The organism is Nocardioides lijunqiniae (genome assembly GCF_015024225.1).
In the GTDB taxonomy this organism is placed as follows: domain Bacteria; phylum Actinomycetota; class Actinomycetes; order Propionibacteriales; family Nocardioidaceae; genus Nocardioides; species Nocardioides lijunqiniae.
In genome coordinates, this window is the sequence record NZ_JACJGM010000007.1 from 153980 (window position 1) to 175771 (window position 21792).

Below are 21792 nucleotides of genomic sequence, written 5' to 3' on the forward strand. Positions count from 1 at the left end.
CGGCCGCATGGACACCCTGTTCGCCACACCTAGGGTGTGCCGGTGACCTCCCGAGGACCCCGGCTCCTGCGCTGGCTGCTGTGGCTCGGCTGCCTGCTCGTGGCCTGCTACGGGCTGTGGCTGCTCGCGCGGACCGGCTCCCAGGAGACCTACGACCGGCCGATCTTCACGCTGCTGGCGGCCGACGCGGCGATGGGGCTGGTCCTGTTCGCCTCGGCCGACTGCCTCGACCCGCGCCGCTTCCCGTCCCGGATGTCGGCGGCCCTCGTGCCCGCCGTCAGCGCCGTGCTGATCCAGCTCCTGGTCGGGTTCCTGCTGTTCCCGGCGACGCTGGAGGAGGGCCAGGACCCGGACCGGTCCTGGTTCGGCGTGGTCGCCCTGCTGGTGCTGGCCCTGGGGCTCGGCGCGTTCCTGCTCGCCGTCCTGGTCTTCGCCCTCGTGATCGGCCCGATCGGCACGATCGCCACGCGCTCGCGGGCGGCGCTGCGCGGCGAGCCGGACGCCCGCTACGCCGTGCTGCTCAGCGCGCTGCTCCTGCTGATCGTGACCCTGGCGGTCTGCGTGGTGACGATCGACCCCGTCGGCGGGCGCGGCGGCCTCCTCACCCGGGGCCTGCTCCTGCTGCTCGGCGTCAGCGAGCCGGACGAGGGCCGCTACGCGGTGGCGTGGCTCGGGCGCGCCGCGCTCGCCGCGCTGGTGCCCGTCGTCGTCCTGAACGTCCGGGCGCGGCGGCGGCTCCAGGCCACCGGCGTCGACCCGGACGCGCCGCCGCCCACGACGCGACGGCCCCTAGGCTGGTGGCCGTGAGTGACGCGACGACTGCCCACGGCCACGGCCTCGCCACCCTCGACGCCCAGGGGGCGGTGCTCGACGTGTGGTTCCCCGCGCCGGCGCTCGGCGTCGCCACCGGCGACGAGGCGCCCGCGAGCCTGACCGCGCTCGAGGGCACCGACGACGCGCGCGGCGTACGGCGCGAGGTGCGTCTCGTCGAGATCGCCGACCTGGCCGCGGCCCCGGCCAGCACGGAGGACGCCTGGCTGCGCCTGCACCTGCTCTCGACCCGGCTCGCGACGCCGCACTCGATCTCCATGGACGGCATCTTCGGTCTGCTCACCAACGTGGTGTGGACCTCGGCCGGGCCCTGCGCCGTCGCCGGCTTCGAGGAGACCCGGGCCCGGCTGCGGGCGACCGGCCAGCACGTCACCGTCTTCGGCATCGACAAGTTCCCCCGCCTGGTCGACTACGTGATCCCCTCCGGCGTCCGCATCGCCGACGCCGACCGGGTGCGCCTGGGCGCCCACCTCGCCGAGGGCACCACCGTCATGCACGAGGGCTTCGTCAACTACAACGCCGGCACGCTGGGCGCGTCCATGGTCGAGGGCCGCATCTCGGCCGGCGTGGTGGTCGGCGACGGCTCCGACGTCGGCGGCGGCGCCTCGATCATGGGCACGCTCTCGGGCGGCGGCAAGCAGGTCATCTCGATCGGCGAGCGCTGCCTGCTCGGCGCCAACGCCGGCCTGGGCATCTCCCTCGGCGACGACTGCGTCGTGGAGGCCGGCTGCTACGTCACCGCCGGCACCAAGGTCACCATGAAGGACATCGAGGGCAAGCCCAAGGTGGTCAAGGCCCTCGAGCTCTCCGGCGCCAGCAACGTGCTCTTCCGCCGCAACTCCGTGTCCGGCGCCATCGAGGCCGTGCCGTGGCACGGCGACGGCATCGTCCTCAACGCCGACCTGCACGCCAACTGAGGCCCGCCGGTCCGTGAGTTTCACCGGGTACCCGGTGAAACTCGTGCTTCCCGCACGAAGCTTCATGCCGGAAGCGTGAGTTTCTTGCGGGGAGCTCGGCCGTGACGGCGGTGGCGACGGTCCCCGGACGCGCTCGACGGGCGCCCTGCCCGGCGAGTTGGCACGCCCCAGGACAATGGGGCGCATGGGACGAGCAGCGGCGGTCGTGGGACTCGCGGCGGTGGGCGTGGTGGCCGCCGTCGGCTACGGCGTGCTGCACGACGGCGACCCCCTCGGGATCGGCGGATCGGCGGACACCTGCACCGCCACGGTCGACGGGCACACCGTCGAGCTCGAGGTCGAGCAGGCGGAGAACGCCGCGCTGATCACCGCCATCTCGGTGCGCCGCGGGCTGCCCGCCCGCGCGGCGTCGATCGCGCTGGCCACGGCCTACCAGGAGTCCGACCTCTACAACCTCGACTACGGCGACCGCGACTCCGTGGGGCTCTTCCAGCAGCGCCCCTCGCAGGGCTGGGGCAGCGTCGAGGAGATCCTCGACCCGGTCTACTCCACCAACGCCTTCTACGACGGGCTGGTCGAGGTCGACGGCTACGAGCGGCTGGAGATCACCGACGCCGCCCAGGAGGTGCAGCGCTCGGGCTTCCCCGACGCCTACGCCGACCACGAGGCCGACGCACGGGCGCTCGCCTCGGCGCTGACCGGCAACTCCCGGCGTGCCTTCACCTGCGACATCGACGACGACAGCGACGACACCGACCCGGCGCTGCTCGAGACCGGGCTCACGGCCCGTGCCGACACCGTCCGCGAGGAGGTCGCCAGCGTCTTCGGCGACGTGCCGCTGGGCGGCTTCGCCCCCGGCGGCGTGCGCGACGGGCACATGAAGGGCTCCACGCACTACGACGGCCGGGCCGTCGACATCTTCGTGCGGCCGATCAACGCCGACAACAAGAAGCGCGGGTGGGCCATCGCGCACTACCTCGTGGCGCAGGCGCAGCGGCTCGACGTGCAGACGGTCATCTTCGACGCCCGGATCTGGAAGGCCGGCTCCGACGAGGGCTGGCGCGACTACGACCCGCCCGCCCGCAGCGGGGACCGCAAGATCCTCGAGCACCGCGACCACGTGCACGTCGACGTCTTCGAGTAGCGACGGCGCCCAGCGAGGGTCGGGTGGGGCTCAGCCACCCAGGCGGGACACGGCGGCCGCGACCCGCTCGTCGGTGGCGGTGAAGGCCACCCGGACGTGCCGCGCGCCCGCCGCGCCGTAGAACGCGCCGGGAGCGACCAGGATGCCGCGCTCGGCCAGCCAGGCGACGGTGTCCCAGCAGTCCTCGTCGCCCGCGTCCGTCTGACGCCGCGCCCAGAGGTAGAGGGACGCCTCGGAGTGGTCGATGCGGAAGCCCACGCCCTCGAGCGCCGAGCGGAGGGCGGACCGGCGGGCGGCGTAGCGCGCGTGCTGCTCGGCCACGTGCTCGTCGTCGTCGAGCGCGGCGGCCATCGCACGCTGCTGGGGTCCGGGCATCATCAGCCCGAGGTTCTTGCGCACGGCGAGCAGCTCGCCGACCAGCGCGGGGTCACCGGCCACGAAGGCGCACCGGTAGCCCGCGAGGTTGGAGCGCTTCGACAGCGAGTGGACGCTGAGGATCCCCTCGGTGGAGCCGCCACAGACGTCGGGGTGCAGCACCGACATCGGCGAGGACTCCCACGCGCACTCGAGGTAGCACTCGTCCGAGACCAGGATCGTGCCGCGCTGGCGGCACCAGTCGACGACCTTGCGCAGGTGCTCGAGGGGCAGTACCCGGCCGGTGGGGTTCGACGGTGAGTTGAGCCACAGCAGGGCCGGCACCTCCGGCCCCAGCGACGTGAGCGAGTCGGTGGCCACCGCGCGAGCGCCCGCCAGGGCTGCGCCGACCTCGTAGGTGGGGTAGGCGAGCTCGGGGTGGACGATCAGGTCGCCGGGCCCGAGCCCGAGGTGCACCGGCATGGAGCCGATGAGCTCCTTGGAGCCGACGACCGGGAGCACCTGGTCCAGCCCGAGCCCGGTGACGCCGTGGCGTCGGGCGAGCCAGTCCAGGCAGGCCTGCCGCGTCGCGGGCAGCCCCAGCGTCGTCGGGTAGCCCGGCGAGTCGGCCGCGTCCCGCAGCGCCTGCTGCACGACCTGCGGGGTGGGGTCGACGGGCGTGCCGACCGACAGGTCGACGATGCCGTCAGCGTGTGCGCGCGCCTGCGCGGCGTACTGCGTGAGGTGGTCCCACGGGAAGTCGGGGAGCCGGGTGCTGACCTGCGTCCGGGGGGCTCGAGACGGTCGCTGCGCGACCTCCTCAACCACCGGCTGTCACTCGTCGTGCTCTTGCGGAGGCAGCGCGGAGACGAGCGGGTGGTCCTTGTCGATCTCCCCCATCTTGGCGGCGCCACCGGGCGAGCCGAGGTCGTCGAAGAACCCGACGTTGGCGGTGTAGTAGTCCTTCCACTGCTCCGGCACGTCGTCCTCGTAGAAGATCGCCTCGACGGGGCAGACCGGCTCGCAGGCACCGCAGTCGACGCACTCGTCGGGGTGGATGTAGAGCATCCGCTTGCCCTCGTAGATGCAGTCGACGGGGCACTCGTCGACGCAGGCACGGTCCTTGAGGTCGACGCAGGGCTGGGAGATGACGTAGGTCACCGGGTCCTCCTCAGGACGGTTGGTGCGGGTGTGCGAGAGCAGCCTCAGCCTAGTATCCCGGTGTGGTCGACGCGCGGGAACCCCACCATGTGGGCGAGGCAGCAGCCCTGGAGGAGACGGGCCGGCACACGCTCGGGCCCCACGTCGTGGGGCAGCGGATCGTGGTCCGCCGAGTGGTCCGCGGCGAGACCGGGCCCTCCGGCGGGCCGGCGCTGACCGACCTGCTCGGGGTCTGCACGGCCTGGGGCGACGGCACCTGCGTGGTCCGCCCCGAGTCCGGCGAGCCGGTGCGCATCCCGATCGCCGACATCGTCTCCGGCAAGCCGGTGCCGCCCCGGCCGTCGGTGCGCCAGCGCGTGCCCGCCCGGGAGGCCCAGGAGCGCGGCTTCTCGTTGTTCGCCGACCTCCGGACCCGCCCCCTCGGCGGCTGGGTGCTGCGCCACTCCCCCACGGCCACGGCGCGCCGGGCCAACTCGGTGCTGGCCTTCGAGCCGGCGGGCGTGCCGGAGGCCTACGAGCAGGTGGTGGCCCACTACGCCGCCACGACCGGGCGCCCGATCGCGGCGGTGCTGCCGGGCTCGGCCGAGGACGAGCTCTTCCGGGGCCACGGCTGGGCCCTCGAGAGCCACGACGCCGACACCGTCTTCCAGCTCACCTCGGTCAGCCAGGCCTTGCGCGCGCTCGCGGCCTCGACCCGCGCCGTCCCAGACGCGGGGGTCCGGGTCGAGCTCGACGTCGTGGGCGACCAGGCCACCGCCCGGCTGCTGCTCGACACCGGCGAGCGCATTGGGGGCGGCGTGGCGGCGTACGACCGCGACTGGGTGGGCTTCCGCACCATCGAGGTCGATCCCGAGCACCGCCGTCGCGGCCTGGGCCTGGCGATCATGGCCGAGCTGCTCGACTGGGGCGCGGAGCGTGGTGCGACGACGGCCTACCTGCAGGTGCTCGGCGACAACGAGCCGGCGCTCGCGCTCTACGCCCGCCTGGGGTTCCGCGAGCACCACCGCTACCGCTACCTCGCGGCGACCGCGGGGCGTTAGCGCGTCAGCCGGGGCTCAGCGCCCCGGCTTGGGCTTCGGCGGCGGCTTGCAGATGACGGTGTCGGACGGCGTGTAGACGGTGTGGAACTTCTCCTCGTGGTCCAGCGCGGAGGAGCCCGGCTTCTTGAAGTAGCGCCAGACGTCGACCTGGAAGCCGGAGTAGCCGGTGTTGGGGTAGCAGTCGGGCGTGTCGAGCGTGCGGGTCTTCGGCGGGACCGACGCGTAGCGACCACTGGTCTTGGTGGTGATGTCCCAGACCTTGGTGGAGTACATCGAGACCGTCACCACGCCCTGCGTGCCGGGGCCGGCCGGGTCGACGTTGGCCTTGATGAGCACGCCGTGGGGCGTGTCGTTCTGGAACCGCAGGTCGACGGCGCCCCAGGCCACCGTGGCCTCGCGGCCCACCGGGTAGCGGTCGATGTAGAACGAGTGCGGCTTGTGCTCGATGTCCTTGAGCCCGGCGAAGAACATCGCGTTGAACACCGTCGTCGCCATCTGCGAGACGCCGCCGCCGAGGTCCTCCTTGAAGATGCCGTTGCTGATGATGAAGCCCTCGGTGAAGCCGTTCTCGCGGGTCCGCTCCCCCACCACGTCGTTGAGGGAGAACGTGTCGCCCGGCTGCAGCACGGTGCCGTCGACCAGCTCGGCGGCGCGGCCGATGTTGATGTTGCGGTACTCCGCGTAGGGGTAGTTCGTCGTGAAGGTCGACACGCGCTCCTTGATGTTCAGCGCGCGGGCCTCCTTGGTGGTGATCTCGGGCTCGTCGACCGTGGCCTCGACCTTCATCCGCCGCTCGCCCTCGGTCTCGGTCACGAGGGTGAGGAAGGCGTCGGTGACGTCGGCGGGCTCGTAGGTGACGCCCGGCTTGGCCGGCACCACCCGCGGCTTGCCGCCGACGACCTCGAACGACGCGTCCACGGGCGCACCGGCGCGGCCGACGGCGTCGGCGACCAGGGCCGTGAGCCGGTCGGTGTCGAGCTCGGGCACCAGCTCGCCGCCCTCGGCCTTCATGCCCAGCACCGGCGCGAAGTCGCGGGGCTGCAGGCGGACCGGGGACTTGCCGAACACCAGCGTCACCGGGCCCGACAGCGCCGGGTTGGCGAACCCGTCGAGCGCGGCCTGCACGTCGGCCTCGTCGATGTCGGGCTTCGCGGTGGAGAGGGACAGCTCGGCCACGTCGTCCGCGTCGTCGGAGAGGTACGCCGCCACGAGCGCCTCGCGGGCGGCGTCGGGGTCGATCGCCTCGCCGTCGACCGGGTCGGTGACCACGATCTCGCCCTGCTCGAAGGAGACCGCACCGTCCTTGGGCTCCGAGCCCAGGTCGGTGCCGAGTCGCTCCAGCAGGCTGTCCATGGCGGTGTCGTCGACCTCGACGACGGCGTCGAGGTCGTCGCCGCCGGTGTAGTAGTCCCAGAGCCGCTGCGGCTCCCAGCTCTGCTCGCCGCCCGCGGCCTGGACGGAGGCGTCGTAGTCGACCGTGAGGCCCGCGTCCTGCGGGGTGACGGCCTCGGTCCGGTCGCCGACGGTGACGTCGATGGGCGCGTCGATGCGGTCGGCCAGCCCGGCCTCCAGCGCCTCCGAGGCCTCGGCCTGGGTGCGGCCGCCGATGTCGACGCCCGCGACGGTGGTGCCACGCGGGACCTTGTCGCCGGCGACAAGGTAAGCGGCGGTGTAGCCACCGGCCAGCAGCAGGACCAGGGCGACGACGAGGAAGAAGACGAGTCGTCCGCCCTCACGCTCGCGGCGCGGCTCGGACTCGGTCGCGCTCTTCTCGTCCCACAGGGTCACGTCCGCATCCTATGAAGCCGACGGGCCTTTCCCGGCATCTGCCCGTCCAGGGCGAGGCAGCGTCGCCAGCGACACCGTCAGGACCACCAGCGCCCCGCCCAGCAGCAGGTAGCCGGGGAGGTTCGCGGAGACCAGGTAGTCGCCCTCGCCGAGGCGCACCGAGAAGTAGCCCACGGTGACCGCCCAGGCCAGCCCGAACGCCGTCCGCGCCCACCACCCGGGGGGCAGGGCGGCCAACGACGCCGCGGTCGCCGCCACGCCCAGCATCAGGCCCCACCAGGCCGAGTGGAGCACGACCGTCGCCAGCCCCGTCGCCGCGCCGAGGACGAGCAGGCCGAGCGCGACGAGGGCCCTCACGTCTCAGACGCCGGCGAAGAGGTCGGTCTCGAGACCGTCCTCGCCCAGCTCGCCGCGGGTGCCCTTGGCGAGCCGGTAGTACTCGATCCCCCACGCGGTCGAGCCGACGTTGTTGGACAGCGCGAAGAACGGGCCGTCGGTGGTGATCTGCGTCTTGTGCGCGCCCAGCGCCCGCATCTTCTGCTCGTGGAAGTCCTGCGCGTCGACGGCGGCGGCGAGGTTCTCGTCGCTGGTGACGAACGGCGGCAGCTTGCCATCGGGGTCCATGCCCTCGAACGTCGTGGTGTCGCCGGCGTCGCGCAGCGACCGCAGCCCGGCGCGCATCCGGGTCTCGGACATGGCGCCCCAGTAGATCTTGGCGATGTCCCAGGCCTCGCCGAGGTCGCGCCGGTACGACGGCACGGCGGCCAGCGCGGCGCCGTACGTCGCGACGCGGTGGGCCTGGATGTGGTCGGGGTGGCCGTAGCCGCCGAACTCGTCGTAGGTGACCAGCACCTGCGGGCGGACCTCGCGGATCACCTCGACCAGGTGCGTCGCCGCCTCGGTCAGGTCGGCGCTCCAGAAGGCGTTGGGGCTGAGGTCGTCCGCCGCGACGGCATGGCCGTCCTCGTGCCACTTCATGCCGGAGTCGCGGTAGGTGCCGAACCCGCCGAGGTAGCGGTGGTCGGTGACGCCGAGCGCCGCCATGGCGTCGGCCAGCTCGCCGCGGCGGTGCTCGCCGAGGGTGTCGTCGCGGTCGGCCGCGAGGTGCTCGAGCTCGGGCACGAGGATCTCGCCCATCTCACCGCCCGTGCAGGTGACGAGCGTGACGCCCCGGCCCTCGGCGACGTACTGGGCCATCGTGGCGCCCTGACCGATGGACTCGTCGTCGGGGTGGGCGTGGACGAGGAGCATCCGGTGTCGCGGCGTCTCGGTCATGACTCGAAGCGTAATGATGGTGCCCATGCGCCGCGCCCCCGTGTCAGCCCTCAGCCTCGTCGCGGTCTCCTCGCTGGTCGCGTCCCTGGCCGGCTGCAGCCTGATCCCGGGCAACGACTCGGACCTCGAGGACGCGCTGGAGGTGATCCCCTCGGACGCCACGACGGTCACGTTCGTCGGCCGCGCGGCCGCGGCGGAGCGGCTGGGCGTCGAGGTCGAGCGCGACGCCGACGACGGCGAGATCGGCCGCTACCTCGACGCCATGGACGCCGCGGGAGCCTCGACCCGGCTCACGCCGTTCCTCGGCGTCATGGGCGAGGCCGCGCTCAGCGACGCCGACGTCGTCTGGGAGGTCAGCGGCCGCGTCGAGGCCGACGGCGTGCCCTGGACGGTCTGGAAGACCGACGACGACCTGGACCTGGACGAGGTGGGCGACGACCTGGCCGACGCCGGATACGAGGAGTCCGAGCGCGACGGCGAGCGTCGCTTCCGCGCCGACCTGTCCGCCGCCGACCCCGAGACGTCGCTGGTGGGCGGCCGCTACCCCGTCGCGGTCATGGCCGACGTGGTGCTGGTGCCCGACGAGCACCTGGTCCTCACCGGCCCGGACGTCGAGGCCACGCTCGAGGTCGTCCAGGACGACGCGGACTCGCTGGTCGACGCGCAGGAGCTCGAGGCGGCCGCCGGCGCCGTCGACGACGTGGAGCTCGCCCACCTGCGTCGCGACATCGACTGCGCCGAGGCCTTCAGGCTCGGGCCGGTGAACCCGCAGCAGGCCGCCGAGACGGCGGACCGGCTGCGGCTGGAGGGGCTCGCCCGACCCGACAGCACCGGCTTCCTCGTGCACGGCGACGACGCCGAGACGACCACGGTCCTGGAGCTCGCGGACGACGAGGCGGCCGAGGCCGACGCCGAGGCCCGGGGCGCCTGGCTCGAGACGGTCATGTCGATGCCGCCGGGGCAGCAGTCACTGGTGGAGGACGTCACGTGGGAGGTCGAGACGGACGGCCCCCTGGTGCGGATCGACCACCGGTTCGGGGAGGTCTCCCCGACCACCGCCTTCGCGACGGGCAGGACGGCGGACGTCTTCGCCCTGTGCGACCCCGAGGCCGGAGGTTGAGGAGGTTCCGCTAGGAACCGACTGCCCCGGAGGTCGAGGAGGTTCCGCTAGGAACCGTCTCGAAACCGGCGCTTCGGCTGCGTCGGCAGCTCCACCGGCGCCGGCCCGGCCGGCCCCGCGGGCGGGTCGGGCGAGTCGCGGTCCAGCCAGCCGTCGTACTCGTCGACGAGCACCTCGACCACGAACGCCGGGGCGTCGCTGAGCACCGCCCACGGGTGGTCCTCGTCGTCGTCCTCGCCCTGGAGCCGCTCGCGCACGACGCTGGCCTCGAACCCGTCGCGGGTGAGCCGGTCGGCCATCGCCCGGGCGTGCTCCTCCTCGAACAGGATGGCCCTGAGCAGCGGCTCGGGCGACCCGAGCCTCGCTGCGAGCTCGGAGAGGAAGGGCCGGTCGGGCTCGAGCCAGTCGACGTCGGCGAGCTCGTCGCGCGTCAGCCAGCGCACCTCGTCGTGCTCGGTCGGCTCGGGCTCGCCCGCGACGAGTCGCACCAGCGCGACCGTCAGCTCGTGGGTCGGCCCGATCGGCACCCGTCCCGCGAGCCAGTCGGTGACCTCGACCGTGCACCCCAGCTCCTCGGCGACCTCGCGCACCAGCGCGTCCCCGGGCAGCTCGCCGTCCTCGACCTTGCCGCCGGGCAGCTCCCAGCGGCCGGCCGCCTCGGGCGGGGACGTACGGCGTGCGGCCAGCACCCGCGCGTGGCGCACGAGGGCGGCTCCGACGACCTGCTTCACGCGCCCGAGCCTAGGCCGTGGCAGCGCGGGCGCCGATGGGTACCGTCCCGTCATGACCGCCCTCGGCGTCCACCTCACCCGCACCGACGAGAACGTCGACGAGATCGACGCGCTCGCGCGACTGCTCGGCGGACGCGTGCCGATGGCCGGCGTGCTCGACGACCTCGACCGCAACGGCCGCCGCACGTGGGCGCCCGGGCGCGCGGTCCACCGGGCCTTCACCTTCGACGCGCACGACCGGCGCGACAAGCGGTGGTGGCCCCAGGGCGTGACGACGTCGGCGGACGCCTCCGAGAGCGGCGAGGTCGCGGGCCGGCGGCTGGTCGTCGTGGCGTGGTACGCCAAACAGCTGCCCGGCGACACGGCCGGCAACCACGGCGTGCGGATCACGCTCTTCGACCTCGACAGCCGCGACTACCGGCACGTGCTCCTCGTCGTGCCGGAGATGAAGGACGGCGTGCTGGGGCTGTCCCCGCTGCGGGTGCACGCCGGCGGGATCGTGTGGTTCGGCGACCACCTCCACGTCGCCGCCACCGCCAAGGGGTTCATGACCTGCCGGATGAGCGACCTGATGCGGGTGCCCGACGAGGTCGCCGGCGAGCGCACGTCGTTCGGCATCGAGGGCGACCGGGTGGCGTCGTTCGGCTACCGCTACGTGCTGCCCGTGCGCTTCTCCTACCGCGCCCTGGCCGACGAGGGCCAGGAGCGGCTGCGCTACTCGTTCATGTCGCTGGACCGCGCGGCCTCGCCGCCCGAGCTCGTCGCCGGCGAGTACGCCGGTCGCGGGCGAACGCGGCGGCTCGCGCGGTTCTCGCTGGACCCCGAGACCACCCTGCTGGCGACCGCCGACGACGGCCGGTCGACGCCGATGACGCTCGACGAGGGCGTCTACCGCATGCAGGGCGCGGCCGTGGCCCGCGGGCGCTACCACGTGACGGTGTCGCGGACGCCGCACTGGCCGGGCTCGGTCTACGCCGGCACCCCCGGAGACATGCGCCGGTTCCAGTTCGCGACGCCCATGGGGCCCGAGGACCTCGCCTACTGGCCGCAGACCGACCTGCTGTGGTCGGTCACCGAGCACCCCCACCGCCGCTGGATCTTCGCGATGAAGCGGTCCTGGTTCGACCGCTAGTCAGGGGCGGGGCAGCAGCGCGAGCTGGCGGCTCTGCGCGACCAGGCGCCCCGCGGAGTCCCAGACCTCGCAGTCCTCCTCGAACATCCCGCCCGCGACGTTGCGGCTCTCGTGGCGCACGCGCAGCCACCCGGGCGCGGGCTTGGCGCGCACGTGGGCGGTGAGCTCCAGGGTCGGCGCCCAGCCGGGGCCGCCGATGTTGAACGTCACGGGCGGCAGCGAGTCCAGCACCATCAGCAGCGAGACCGGGTCGGGCTCGCGGCCGTCCTCGAGCCTGAACCAGGCGCTCATCACGGCCTCGCCGCTCGGCTGGCCGACCGCCCACCCGACCTGGTCGGGGTGGAACCGCATGTCGAAGCGGCCCATCAGCGGCGCGATGCGGCGAACCTCCGGCGGTGCCATCGAGCTCGGCACGCAGTCCTCCACCGGCGGCAGAACGAAGGGCCGCGCGGTGGTGCGGACGTCGTCGGCGCTGCGGTCGAGGTCGCCGTACGTCGCCAGCACGGTGATCCGGTCCTGGCCGTCCTGACGCAGGTCGGCGGCGACCGTCGAGGTGCTGCCACCGGACCGCCGTACGGTCACGTCGACGGTGGCGGGGCCGGGGGTCGCGGCGGAGAGGAAGTAGGCGCTCACCACCAGCGGGTCGGGCTTGTCGGGCAGGGCCGCGCGCAGAGCGTTGCCGACGACCGCGAGCAGGTAGCCGCCGTTGACGCCGCCGCCGACCACCCACCCGGCGTCGAGCTCGGCGGCGTAGCGCCTGTCCCCGTCGGGAGTCACCGCTGTGGTCCTGTCGAACACCGAAGGCATGCCCGCGAGCCTAGGACCGCCCCGGTGCGCGGGCATGGGCGCATGGGTGTCTACGACGTCGGCGACGAGCCCGACCCGCGCTACACGCTCGCCAACGAGCGCACCTTCCTGGCGTGGGTGCGCACCACCCTCGCCCTGCTCGCGGGCTCGGTCGCGCTGCACTCGCTCGGCATCCCCACCGCCGACTGGCTGCGCAACACGCTCGTCGTCGGGCTGGCGGTGCTCGGCGCCCTGATGAGCGCCCTGGCCTACCGGCGCTGGGCAGCGGTCGAGCGGGCGATGCGACTGCGCGAGCCGCTGCCCCGCTTCGGCCTCGGGCTCGTCGTCACCGTGGCCCTGGTGCTCGTCTCGGTGCTGCTCGCCGTCACGCTGGTCCTCTGATCACGTCGGAGGTCTCGAGGCGCTGCCCTGCCTCCTCAGCGTCCTCGACCCACGGGACGCCGGTCCCCCTGGTCCTCACTCCTCCGACGTGACGGAGACGGTGTGGGGCTCCGTCGCGGTCGTGCGCAGCTCGCCGAGCGGCCCGACGGCCGCGATGACGTCGAGGTAGTGCTGGTTGAGCATGATGCCCAGGACGTTGCCGAACGGGTCGCGCACCGACGCCGTGACGAAGCCCGGGCCGCGCTCGAGCGGCGGCTGGTACGGCGTCGCGCCGAGGTCGATCAGGCGCTGGTAGGCCGCGTGGACGTCGTCGACGGCCCAGTGGGTGGTGGCGCGGTCGTTGCCCTCGCCGAGCCCGGGAGGGGCGTAGGCGGCGTTGACGAAGCCGAGCTCGTGCAGCAGGTCGCCGATGCGGAACTCGACGTATGCCGGGACGCCGTCGACCTCGTGGCGGTAGTAGGGCGCGATGCCGAGCAGGTCGGCGTACCAGGCGGCCGCGGCGTCCAGGTCGTCGGCGTAGAAGGTGACGGTGGTGAGTCCTCGCAGCATGGTGGTGCTCCTTCGGTAGTGGATGTGGACCACGCTTCCGCATGAAGTGCTCACCTCCTGAGCACTTCTCCTGGCAGGATCGTCCGCATGCGCGCGGACCGTCTCGTCGCCGCCCTGCTGCTGCTGCAGTCCCGGGGCCGCCTGACCGCGGCCCAGCTCGCCGACGAGCTCGAGGTGTCCGTGGCCACCGCGCGCCGCGACCTCGAGGCGATGTCGGCCGCGGGCATCCCGGTCTACCCGCAGCCCGGCCGGGGCGGCGGCTGGGCGCTGGTCGGCGGCGCGCGCACCGACCTCAGCGGGCTCTCGGCCCCCGAGGCGCAGGCGCTCTTCCTGCTGGTGGGTCCGGCTGCGGCGGTCTCGGGAGAGGCGAAGACCGCGCTGCGCAAGCTGGTGCAGGCACTGCCGACGACGTTTCGCGCCGACGCCGAGGCGGCGGCCGGCGCCACCATGATCGACCCCACGCGCTGGGGCGAGCGCGACCGCGCGCGGCCGCCGCTGGTCGACCGCCTGCAGGAGTCCGTCGTACGGCGGACCATGGTGCGGCTGGTCTACGCGGACGCGCGTGGCCGGGAGTCCGAGCGCGTGGTCGAGCCCTGGGGGCTCGTCGACAAGGACGAGGTCTGGTACCTCGTCGCCGGCACCGAACACGGCCGCCGCACCTTCCGCCTCGACCGCGTCGTGACGTCGGAGCCGACCGAGGAGACGTTCGAGCGGCCGGCCGACTTCGAGCTCGAGCAGGCTTGGGCCGAGGTCGTGGGCGAGGTCGAGGAGCGCCGCTCGCAGACCTGGGCGACGGTGGTCGTCGAGACCCGCCTCGTGCACGTGCTGCGCGACCACTTCGGCCGCCACTGCCACGTCGAGGAGGACACCGACGACGGCCGGTCGCGGGTGCGCGTCGGCGCCCCCACCGCGCTCGACCTCGCCCGCCAGCTCGCCGGGTGGGGCGGCGACGTCGACGTGCCGCACCCCCCCGCCGTACGCGAGCACCTGGCGCGGATCGGTGCGGAGCTGGCCGCCCGCTACCCCTGAGGTTCTGGGCAAAGACTGTCGCTTCTGGGCCGTTACTTCACCCCAGAACCTCTGGTTTTTCAGCAGATGCTGAAAAACCTGCTGCCGCTACACGACCTCGTCGCCGGTGATCGCCAGCCCACCACCGGACTCCTCGACGAACAGCCGCCGCACCTCGGTCTGCGAGGACCCGTCGGTGGTGTAGGTGAGCGTGACGTCGACGACGCCGGGCTCGACCTCCTGGGCGCCGTCGACCGCGACCGAGTCGATCCCGGCCCAGAAGCCGTCGAAGGAGTCGCGGCCCACCTCGTCCTGGAACGACGGCGCGAGCCGCTGCCAGGCGGCGTCGGTGTCACCGGGCAGCAGGCCGTAGTAGTCCTGCGCGAACGCCGTGGCGCCCGAGGTGGCGGGCGGCTCCGGCTCCTCCTCGGGCGACTGCTCGGCTGTCTCCTCCGGCGCCTCCTCCGGCGAGCTCTCGGGGGGCGGCTCCGGCGACTCCTGCTGGCCGCCGTCGCGACCCGACGGCGAGCTCGAGGCGGGCTCGTCCGAGGCCGTGCCGGCGTCGTCGTCGTCCCCCTGCAGCAGCAGGTAGGCGATCCCCGCGACGAGGAGCACCAGCGCCACCACCCCCGCCACGAGGAGCCCACCGCGACGGCGCGGAGGCTCCTCCACCGGAGGGGCAGACGCCACGACCGGCTCTTGCACGACCGTGGCGGGACCGGGGTCCGCAGCGGGACGCGCCGCCGTCGTCGTCGGGCCCGACGAGGTGCGGTGCAGCGCGGCCGCGCAGTCGGCCATCGTCGGGCGCGCGGCGGGATCGGTGTCCATCATCCGCGAGATCGGGCGCCGCAGCGGTCCGGCCGTCTGCGGCGCGGGCGGCGGCTCGTGGGCGATCAGGGCCATGAGCGCGAGGGGGTTCGACTGCGACGGGTACGGCGAGTGTCCCTCCACCGCCGCGAACAGCGTGGCGCCCAGGCCCCACACGTCCGAGGCGGGGGTGGCGTCGGAGCCGCGCGCCAGCTCGGGCGCGAAGTACGCCGGCGTGCCGGTCATCAGGCCGGTCTGGGTGAGCTTGTCGTCGCCGGCGCTGCGGGCGATGCCGAAGTCGCTGATCTTGGCGGTGTCGCCCTCGCCGACCAGCACGTTGCCGGGCTTCACGTCCCGGTGGACCGTGCCGAGGGCGTGCGCCGCGGCGAGGCCGTCGGCGACCTGGGCGCCGATCCGGGCCACGCGCTCGGGCGACAGCGGCCCCTCGTCGGCGACCAGCTCGGCCAGGGTGCGGCCGGGGACGTACTCCATCACCAGCCAGAGGTGCTCGCCCTCCTCCACCGCGTCGTAGACGGAGACGACGTTCGGGTGGTTCAGCGCGGCCGACGAGCGAGCTTCGCGCATCGCGCGGGCCAGGTGGGGCAGCGACTCGCCGGGCATCCGGCCGACGCGCTTGATCGCGACGGCCCGGCCCAGGCGCTCGTCGTGGGCCAGCCACACGCTGCCCATGCCACCGCGGCCGACCTCACGCTCGACGCGGTAGCGCCCCCCGATGGGCTCCGTGGGCAGGGCGTTTCCTGAAGAGTCCATTACGCCCACTACCCACGAGTGCCGCAGGCCAGTACGACCTGCGGCGGTTCAGGCGGGAGAGCGGGTCAGGCGGCGCGGCGCTGCAGCGGCAGCAGGTGGGTCTTGCCCTCGCGCTGGGCCACCATCAGGGTCGCCTCGGCGTCGTAGCCGGCGGCCAGCTCGTCCACGGTCGCCTGGTCGTCGGACTCCACCGCGGAGTTGATGGCGCGCACGTAGCGGGCGTGCAGCTCGTTCAGGTCGTCGATCAGTCGTGTCGTCATGTCTGGTTCAGCGTCCACGCCGGCCCGTTCGTTCCCGGATCCGGCCCGATGTGACCAACCTCAAGGGCGCTACCGTCGCAGCGTGAGCGACAGCGCCGACCTGGAGCGCCGCCAGCTGCGCCGGGCCGTGGAGGCCGTGCTGCGCAACGAGGTGGCCGTCGTGGCCGTCCAGCAGGTCTGCGCCCGGTGTGGCGGGTCCGACCACGGCCGGCCACGGGTGCGGGTCCGCGACGGCGCGCCGCCGTACGTGAGCTGGTCCTACGCCCCGGGCTGCGCCGCGGTCGCGTGGACGTGGGCGGGCGAGATCGGCATCGACCTCGAGGCCGCCGGCCCCGACGTGGCCGGCATCGGCCCCCGCGAGAGCTGGACCCGTGCCGAGGCCGTGCTCAAGGCCGCGGGCGAGGGGCTGGCCCGCTCACCGCAGGACGTCACCGAGGACGAAGCCTGGACCCTGCGGCTGCCCCTCTCCCCCGCGTACGTCGGTCACGTCGCGGTGGCGGGGCGGCACGCGGCGCCCCCGGCGGTCAGCTGGCGTCTGGTAGGTCCGGGAGCGCCGTCTCGTTGAGCCAGGCGTCGAACAGCGCGCCGAGGTCGGCGTCGGTGTGCCGCGCGGCGAAGGCGATCAGCTCCGCGGTCGACACGCTGCCACCGCGGTGCTCGGCGACCCAGGCGCGCAGCAGCGAGAAGAACGCCTCGTCGCCGACGGTGAGCCGCACGGCGTGCAGGGTCAGGGCGCCCCGCTTGTAGACCCGGTCGTCGAACATCAGCTCCGGGCCCGGGTCCGACAGCACCAGGTCCTGCTCGAGCTCCGCGAGCCGCTCGTGGTGACGTCGCGCCCAGGTCTCGGCCGACTCCCCGCCGGAGGCCTCGGACCACAGCCACTCGCTGTAGCAGGCGAAGCCCTCGTGCAGCCAGATGTCGCGCCACGACCCGAGCGTGACCGCGTTGCCGAACCACTGGTGCGCGAGCTCGTGGGCCACCAGCCGCACGCAGTCCCAGTCGTCGGTGAGGAAGTTGCGTCCGAACGTCGACAGCGACTGCGACTCGAGCGGGATCTCCAGGTCGTCGGCGGTCACGACCACGGCGTACGAGCCGAACGGGTAGGGCCCGAACAGCTCGACGAAGGTCGACATCATCTCGGCCTGGCGCCCGAACGCCGCCTCGAAGCCGCTGCCGGCGTCGGCGGGCACGGCGGCCGTCATCGGCACCGGCGACTCGAGCTCGCGGACGTCGTAGCGCCCGATCTGCACGGTCGCCAGGTAGGTGGCCATCGGCTCGTCCTGCTCGTAGGACCAGCTCACGGTGCTGCCGCGGCGCTGCCTCGAGCGCAGCCGGCCGTTGGAGACCACCGTGTAGTCCGGGTGCGTCCGCACGACGATCTCGTACGTCGCCTTGTCGCTCGGCCGGTCGTTGCAGGGGAACCACGTCGGCGCACCGTGCGGCTGGCCCGCCACGATGACCCCGTCCTCGAGCTCCTCCCAGCCGGCGTCGCCGAGGTGCTTGTCGTCCACGGGCTTCGGGCGTCCGTCGTACTTCACCAGCAGGCGGAACGTCGCGCCGGCCGGCAGCGCGTCGCGCAGGGTGACGACGAGCCGGCCCTGGCGGGTGACGTACTTGGCGGGCGCCCTGCCGTCGATGCTCACCTTGGAGACGTCGAGGTGCGCGAGGTCGAGCACGACCCGCTCGATCTCCTCCTCGGCGGTGGCGTCGATGACCGCCTGGCCCTGCAGGCGGTTGCCCGCCAGGTCGTAGGTGAGGTCCAGCGCGTAGTGCGTGGCACTCCACGACGGGTCCCCGTGTCCGGGGACGTAGGCGTCGGCGGTGGGGAGGTCGGAGCTGCGGGCGAGCTTCACGAGGTGGTGTTCCACGGGCCGATGGGGTTGCCGATCCAGATCGTCTTGTCCGGCACGGACTCGCCCCTCATCACCAGTGACACAGGGCCGACCGTAGCGTGCCGGCCGAGCGTCGCGGCGGGCAGGATGACGCTGTTGGGTCCCAGCGTCGCGCCCCGCCTCAGCACCACCCGGTCCATGCTCAGGGTGCGGTCGTGGAACAGGTGGGTCTGCACCACGCTGCCGCGGTTGACGGTGGCGCCGTCGCCCAGCTCGACCAGGTCCGTCTCGGGCAGCCAGTAGGTCTCGCACCAGACACCGCGCCCGATGTGGGCGCCCATCGAGCGGAACCAGACGTTGAGCAGCGGGCTGCCCGCGACCGACCGGGCGAACCACGGTGCGGCCACCACCTCGACGAAGGTGTCGGCCAGCTCGTTGCGCCAGACCAGCGAGCTCCACAGGGGATGCCCGCCGACCCGGTGCCGGCCGACCAGGACCCACTTCGCGACCGTCGTGACGGCCGCCGCGACCACCCCGGCCAGCGCCAGGACGCCTCCGGCGAGCACCAGTGCCACCAGCGCGCCCGCCCGGTCCAGCAGCGACGTGAGGGTCACCGCGACCACCACGGCGATCGCCGCCCCGACGGCCACGGGGACGAGCCGGCAGAGCTCCACGGCGGCGCGAGCCACCCGCAGCCGCGTCGGCGGCTCGTAGGTGCGGCCGACGTCGCCGGCCTGCGCCGTACGTCGCAGCGCGGTCGGCGGGCTGCCGAGCCAGGACTCCCCCGACTGCGCGCCCTTGCGCCGCGGGGCGGCGGAGAGCACCGCCACCAGCGAGGCCTTCGGCACGCGGCGCCCGGGGGCGGCCATGCCGGAGTTGCCGACGAACGCGCGCTTGCCGATCTTGACCCGCTCGACGCGCAGCCAGCCGCCACCGAGCTCGTAGCCGCCGAGCAGCGTGTCGTCGGCGAGGAACGCCTGGTCGTTGACCTGGGTGAGCTTGGGCACGAGCAGCACGGTCGAGGCCTCGACGTCGGCACCGACCCGGGCGCCCAGCAGCCGGAGCCAGACGGGCGTCAGGCTGGAGGAGTAGAGCGGGAAGAGCCATGTGCGGGCCTCGTCGAGCACCCGCATCGTCGCCCACACCGCGAGGGCGGGCCGGCTGCGCACCGGGTGCACGCCGGGCTCGATCGACAGTCCCGCCAGGCGCACCACGGCGAGCACGAGCGCCGCCAGCACGACCAGCGTGACGACGGTGCTCACGGGCAGCCACGCCAGCAGGCCGAGCACGTCGGCGTACCCGCTCGGCTCGGCGACCAGCAGCGGAACTGCCGCCCCGGCGGCGGCGGCGACCACGGGCAGCAGCGCGAGGCCCACCGCGACCAGCCCGTAGGCGGCCACCCACGAGCGGCTCGCCTCGGGTCGCGACGACCACGGCCCGCGGGCGCGGCGGGTCACGAGCGCCGCCGGCGACCCGGACCAGTACTCGCCCTCCGGCACGGCGCCGAACGTCGCCGAGCCCGGCGCGACCTCGGCGTCGGCGCCGATGTCGGTGCCGGGGCACAGCATGCTGCGCGCGCCCACCCGGGCCCGGGGACCGACCCGGATGCCGCCGACGTGGACGACGTCGCCGTCGACCCAGTAGCCGGTGAGGTCGACCTCGGGCTCGACCGAGCAGCCGCGCCCCAGCCGGAGCATCCCGGTCACGGGCGGCACGCTGTGCAGGTCGACGTCGCGACCGACACGGCAGCCGAGGAGCCGGGCGTACCACGTCATCCACGGCGCCCCGGCGAGGGTGATCGGGCCGAGCTGGTCGGCGGCGTGCTGCGCCAGCCAGAGCCGGAGGTGGAGCCGCCCGCCGCGGGGGTGGTCGCCCTCCGTCACCGGTCGGAGCAGGGCGCGCGCGAGGCCGGCGGCCAGGACCATGCGCCCGGGAGGGCTGACGAAGACCAGCCAGCCGACCCCGAGCAGGACCCACGAGGGGGTGGGCAGCCAGTCGAGGCCGAGGAGCGCCGCGAGCACGTGGCAGCCGATGCCGAGCAGGACCAGCCAGCGCGGACCGGCGAGCGCCCGCAGCAGCACGGTCGCCACCACCTGCGCCGCCTGGGTCTTGAGCGGCGTCGGCGGCACGGTGCGGTCGGAGGCGGGGCCGGCGGCGGCCTGCTGGTCGAGGTAGGTCGCGAGCGCGCCGAGCGTCGGGTGCTCGTAGACGTCGGCCACGACGACCTCGGGGTAGGTGCCGCGCAGCCGCGACACCAGCTGCGCCGCGGTCAGGCTGCCTCCGCCCAGGTCGAAGAAGTCGTCGGCGACGGACGTGGCGTCCGCGGCGAGGACGTCGCGCCACAGCTCGGCGACGTGGGCCGCCGTGCCCACGAGGCGGCCGGACGCGCTGGGCGCGGCGGCCAGCGGCCACGGCAGCGCGTCGCGGTCGACCTTGCCGGAGGTCTTGGTGGGCAGCGTCTCCACGACGGCCACCCGAGGCACCAGCGCGGCCGGCATCGACCGTCGCAGGGACTCCTTGGCGCTGGCCTGGTCGAAGCCGCCGTCGACGGTCACGTAGCCCACGAGCACGCTCGTGCCGGCCCCCGTGCGCCGCACGGCCGCGGCCGCGGAGGTCACGCCCGGGAGCGCGAGCAGGCTGCTGTCGATCTCGCCCAGCTCGATCCGCCGCCCGCCGAGCTTGACCTGGTCGTCGGCGCGGCCGCCGAAGAGCAGCCCGTCGGGCTCGAACACGACCAGGTCGCCGCTGCGGTAGGCCCGCTCCCAGCCGAGAGTCGGCATCGCGGCGTACTTCTCGGCGTCCTTGACCGGGTCGAGGTAGCGGGCCAGGCCGACGCCGCCGATGATCAGCTCGCCGGTCTCCCCCACCGCCACGTGCTCGCCGGCCTCGTCGACGACGGCGAGGTCCCAGCCGTCCAGGGGCAGCCCGATCGGGACCGGTCCCTCGCCCGTCAGCCGGGCGGCGCAGGCCACGACGGTGGCCTCGGTGGGGCCGTAGGTGTTCCACACCTCGCGGTCCGGGGCGACCAGCCGCGCGGCCAGCTCGGGCGGGCAGGCCTCGCCGCCCATGATCAGCAGACGCACGCCGGTCAGCGACTCGGCCGGCCAGAGGGCGACCAGCGTCGGCACGGTCGAGACCACGCTGACCCGGTTGGCCACCAGCCACTGCCCGACGTCGATCCCGCTGCGCACCAGCGCCCGTGGCGCCGGGACCAGGCACGCGCCGTAGCGCCAGGCCAGCCACATCTCCTCGCAGGACGCGTCGAAGGCCACCGAGAGGCCGGCCATCACCCGGTCGCCCACGCCGAGCGGCTCGTCCTGCAGGAAGAGCCGGGCCTCCGCGTCGACGAACGCCGCCGCCGACCGGTGCGTGACCGCCACACCCTTCGGCGTGCCGGTCGAGCCCGACGTGAAGATCACCCAGGCGTCGTCGTCCGGGCCCGGGGGCTCGGGCTGGACGGCCGTGCGCTTGCGCCGCACGACCACGGCGAGGTCGTTGCCGACGATCGCGACGACCCCGGCCTCGTCGAAGACGACGCGGGCCCGCTCGTCGGGGTCGTCCACGTCGACCGGCACGTACGCCGCCCCGGCGAGGAGGATGCCGAGCACGGCGACGTAGAGGTCGGTCGTGCCCGAGCTGACGCGGACCCCGACCTTGTCACCGGGCCCGACCCCGTGCTCGTGCAGCTCGAGTGCGAGGGCGTCCGCCGCCTGCTCGAGCTCGGCGTAGGTCAGCATCCCTGCGCCGGCGTCGACCGCGGGCTCGTCGCCCGCCCGCTCGACCGTCGTCCGGAAGACGTCGACCAGCGTCCGGGCCCGTGGAGCACGGTCCCCTCGCAGCAGTGGGGAGGTCGTGGGGGCGGTCGTCACCCCGGTACGTTGTCG

Annotated in this window: 21 protein-coding genes; 9 read left to right on the forward strand and 12 right to left on the reverse strand. The window is 73.9% G+C overall.

What is annotated here, in order from left to right; all coding sequences use genetic code 11:
- The first annotated feature begins 42 nt into the window (after positions 1 to 42).
- The 3 genes from IRQ30_RS06520 (at position 43) to IRQ30_RS06530 (ending at position 2892) form a co-directional block, all read left to right on the forward strand.
- The gene (locus IRQ30_RS06520) at positions 43 to 807 is read left to right on the forward strand and encodes a hypothetical protein (RefSeq protein ID WP_193612152.1); all 765 of its coding nucleotides are present in this window, start codon (positions 43 to 45) and stop codon (positions 805 to 807) included.
- Positions 804 to 1748: a 2,3,4,5-tetrahydropyridine-2,6-dicarboxylate N-succinyltransferase gene (dapD, locus tag IRQ30_RS06525; protein WP_193612153.1), complete on the forward strand. Its 945-nt coding sequence runs from the start codon at positions 804 to 806 to the stop codon at positions 1746 to 1748. Before IRQ30_RS06520 ends, dapD begins: the two co-directional genes overlap by 4 nt.
- A 184-nt stretch (positions 1749 to 1932) precedes the next feature.
- Entirely contained in the window at positions 1933 to 2892 is a 960-nt protein-coding gene (locus IRQ30_RS06530) for a VldE C-terminal domain-containing protein (protein ID WP_420827597.1), read from the forward strand.
- A gap of 30 nt (positions 2893 to 2922) precedes the next feature.
- Here the strand turns inward: IRQ30_RS06530 and dapC are convergent, their stop codons facing one another.
- The gene (gene dapC, locus IRQ30_RS06535; protein ID WP_193612155.1) at positions 2923 to 4074 is read right to left on the reverse strand and encodes a succinyldiaminopimelate transaminase; all 1152 of its coding nucleotides are present in this window, start codon (positions 4072 to 4074) and stop codon (positions 2923 to 2925) included.
- A gap of 6 nt (positions 4075 to 4080) precedes the next feature.
- Positions 4081 to 4407, reverse strand: a complete 327-nt coding sequence (gene fdxA / locus IRQ30_RS06540; RefSeq protein ID WP_193608878.1) for a ferredoxin — start codon at positions 4405 to 4407, stop codon at positions 4081 to 4083.
- 62 nt (positions 4408 to 4469) lie between these two features.
- Between fdxA and IRQ30_RS24135 the strand changes: the two genes are divergently transcribed.
- Complete coding sequence (locus IRQ30_RS24135; RefSeq protein WP_193612156.1) at positions 4470 to 5447, forward strand: GNAT family N-acetyltransferase; 978 nt, start codon at positions 4470 to 4472, stop codon at positions 5445 to 5447.
- 15 nt (positions 5448 to 5462) lie between these two features.
- Here IRQ30_RS24135 and IRQ30_RS06550 read toward each other — a convergent pair whose 3' ends face one another.
- Genes IRQ30_RS06550 through mshB form a run of 3 tightly spaced genes read right to left on the reverse strand, consistent with a single transcriptional unit; the run spans position 5463 to position 8510 of the window.
- On the reverse strand, positions 5463 to 7235 hold the full coding sequence (locus IRQ30_RS06550) for a VanW family protein (protein ID WP_193612157.1): 1773 nt from the start codon (positions 7233 to 7235) through the stop codon (positions 5463 to 5465).
- A 9-nt stretch (positions 7236 to 7244) separates the two neighbouring features.
- Positions 7245 to 7592 carry a hypothetical protein gene (locus tag IRQ30_RS06555; RefSeq protein ID WP_193612158.1) on the reverse strand — a complete coding sequence of 116 codons (348 nt, stop codon included), beginning with the start codon at positions 7590 to 7592 and terminating at the stop codon, positions 7245 to 7247.
- A gap of 3 nt (positions 7593 to 7595) precedes the next feature.
- Positions 7596 to 8510, reverse strand: coding sequence for an N-acetyl-1-D-myo-inositol-2-amino-2-deoxy-alpha-D-glucopyranoside deacetylase (gene mshB / locus IRQ30_RS06560; protein ID WP_193612159.1), 915 nt, complete (start codon positions 8508 to 8510; stop codon positions 7596 to 7598).
- Positions 8511 to 8535: 25 nt separating this feature from the next.
- On the opposite strand from mshB, the gene IRQ30_RS06565 reads away from it, so the two are divergent.
- A complete protein-coding gene (locus IRQ30_RS06565) occupies positions 8536 to 9630 on the forward strand; it encodes a hypothetical protein (RefSeq protein ID WP_193612160.1) in 1095 nt (364 codons plus the stop codon).
- 47 nt (positions 9631 to 9677) lie between these two features.
- Here IRQ30_RS06565 and IRQ30_RS06570 read toward each other — a convergent pair whose 3' ends face one another.
- Positions 9678 to 10361 (reverse strand): (deoxy)nucleoside triphosphate pyrophosphohydrolase, encoded by a 684-nt coding sequence (locus IRQ30_RS06570; RefSeq protein WP_338089592.1) that lies wholly within the window; start codon positions 10359 to 10361, stop codon positions 9678 to 9680.
- A gap of 52 nt (positions 10362 to 10413) precedes the next feature.
- Between IRQ30_RS06570 and IRQ30_RS06575 the strand changes: the two genes are divergently transcribed.
- Positions 10414 to 11493, forward strand: a complete 1080-nt coding sequence (locus IRQ30_RS06575; RefSeq protein WP_193612162.1) for a hypothetical protein — start codon at positions 10414 to 10416, stop codon at positions 11491 to 11493.
- Here the strand turns inward: IRQ30_RS06575 and IRQ30_RS06580 are convergent, their stop codons facing one another.
- Positions 11494 to 12300, reverse strand: coding sequence for a thioesterase family protein (locus IRQ30_RS06580; RefSeq protein ID WP_193612163.1), 807 nt, complete (start codon positions 12298 to 12300; stop codon positions 11494 to 11496). It lies immediately after the preceding gene.
- A 42-nt stretch (positions 12301 to 12342) separates the two neighbouring features.
- Between IRQ30_RS06580 and IRQ30_RS06585 the strand changes: the two genes are divergently transcribed.
- Positions 12343 to 12681: a YidH family protein gene (locus IRQ30_RS06585; protein ID WP_193612164.1), complete on the forward strand. Its 339-nt coding sequence runs from the start codon at positions 12343 to 12345 to the stop codon at positions 12679 to 12681.
- 75 nt (positions 12682 to 12756) lie between these two features.
- Here the strand turns inward: IRQ30_RS06585 and IRQ30_RS06590 are convergent, their stop codons facing one another.
- On the reverse strand, positions 12757 to 13230 hold the full coding sequence (locus IRQ30_RS06590; RefSeq protein ID WP_193612165.1) for a VOC family protein: 474 nt from the start codon (positions 13228 to 13230) through the stop codon (positions 12757 to 12759).
- 87 nt (positions 13231 to 13317) lie between these two features.
- Between IRQ30_RS06590 and IRQ30_RS06595 the strand changes: the two genes are divergently transcribed.
- Entirely contained in the window at positions 13318 to 14259 is a 942-nt protein-coding gene (locus tag IRQ30_RS06595) for a helix-turn-helix transcriptional regulator (protein WP_193612166.1), read from the forward strand.
- A gap of 87 nt (positions 14260 to 14346) precedes the next feature.
- On the opposite strand, the gene IRQ30_RS06600 is transcribed toward IRQ30_RS06595, so the two are convergent.
- On the reverse strand, positions 14347 to 15816 hold the full coding sequence (locus tag IRQ30_RS06600; RefSeq protein WP_193612167.1) for a serine/threonine-protein kinase: 1470 nt from the start codon (positions 15814 to 15816) through the stop codon (positions 14347 to 14349).
- A gap of 65 nt (positions 15817 to 15881) precedes the next feature.
- Positions 15882 to 16076, reverse strand: a complete 195-nt coding sequence (locus IRQ30_RS06605; protein ID WP_193612168.1) for a hypothetical protein — start codon at positions 16074 to 16076, stop codon at positions 15882 to 15884.
- A gap of 82 nt (positions 16077 to 16158) precedes the next feature.
- Between IRQ30_RS06605 and IRQ30_RS06610 the strand changes: the two genes are divergently transcribed.
- Complete coding sequence (locus IRQ30_RS06610; protein WP_193612169.1) at positions 16159 to 16641, forward strand: 4'-phosphopantetheinyl transferase family protein; 483 nt, start codon at positions 16159 to 16161, stop codon at positions 16639 to 16641.
- Here IRQ30_RS06610 and IRQ30_RS06615 read toward each other — a convergent pair.
- Both IRQ30_RS06615 and IRQ30_RS06620 read right to left on the reverse strand, forming a co-directional pair.
- On the reverse strand, positions 16601 to 17944 hold the full coding sequence (locus IRQ30_RS06615) for a M1 family metallopeptidase (protein WP_338089593.1): 1344 nt from the start codon (positions 17942 to 17944) through the stop codon (positions 16601 to 16603). The two genes, IRQ30_RS06610 and IRQ30_RS06615, sit on opposite strands and share 41 nt — an antisense overlap.
- Positions 17926 to 21777 carry a Pls/PosA family non-ribosomal peptide synthetase gene (locus IRQ30_RS06620; RefSeq protein ID WP_193612170.1) on the reverse strand — a complete coding sequence of 1284 codons (3852 nt, stop codon included), beginning with the start codon at positions 21775 to 21777 and terminating at the stop codon, positions 17926 to 17928. Before IRQ30_RS06620 ends, IRQ30_RS06615 begins: the two co-directional genes overlap by 19 nt.
- Between the last annotated feature and the right edge of the window lie 15 nt (positions 21778 to 21792).

Excerpts from the sequence above, each read along its gene's own strand:
- IRQ30_RS06585 (WP_193612164.1), top strand. The coding sequence starts at position 12,343 with ATGGGTGTCTACGACGTCGGCGACGAGCCCGACCCGCGCTACACGCTC.
- IRQ30_RS06600 (WP_193612167.1), bottom strand. The coding sequence starts at position 15,816 with ATGGACTCTTCAGGAAACGCCCTGCCCACGGAGCCCATCGGGGGGCGC.
- IRQ30_RS06595 (WP_193612166.1), top strand. The coding sequence starts at position 13,318 with ATGCGCGCGGACCGTCTCGTCGCCGCCCTGCTGCTGCTGCAGTCCCGG.
- IRQ30_RS06565 (WP_193612160.1), top strand. The coding sequence starts at position 8,536 with ATGCGCCGCGCCCCCGTGTCAGCCCTCAGCCTCGTCGCGGTCTCCTCG.
- IRQ30_RS06530 (WP_420827597.1), top strand. The coding sequence starts at position 1,933 with ATGGGACGAGCAGCGGCGGTCGTGGGACTCGCGGCGGTGGGCGTGGTG.
- IRQ30_RS06575 (WP_193612162.1), top strand. The coding sequence starts at position 10,414 with ATGACCGCCCTCGGCGTCCACCTCACCCGCACCGACGAGAACGTCGAC.
- IRQ30_RS06605 (WP_193612168.1), bottom strand. The coding sequence starts at position 16,076 with ATGACGACACGACTGATCGACGACCTGAACGAGCTGCACGCCCGCTAC.
- IRQ30_RS06590 (WP_193612165.1), bottom strand. The coding sequence starts at position 13,230 with ATGCTGCGAGGACTCACCACCGTCACCTTCTACGCCGACGACCTGGAC.
- IRQ30_RS06580 (WP_193612163.1), bottom strand. The coding sequence starts at position 12,300 with ATGCCTTCGGTGTTCGACAGGACCACAGCGGTGACTCCCGACGGGGAC.
- mshB (WP_193612159.1), bottom strand. The coding sequence starts at position 8,510 with ATGACCGAGACGCCGCGACACCGGATGCTCCTCGTCCACGCCCACCCC.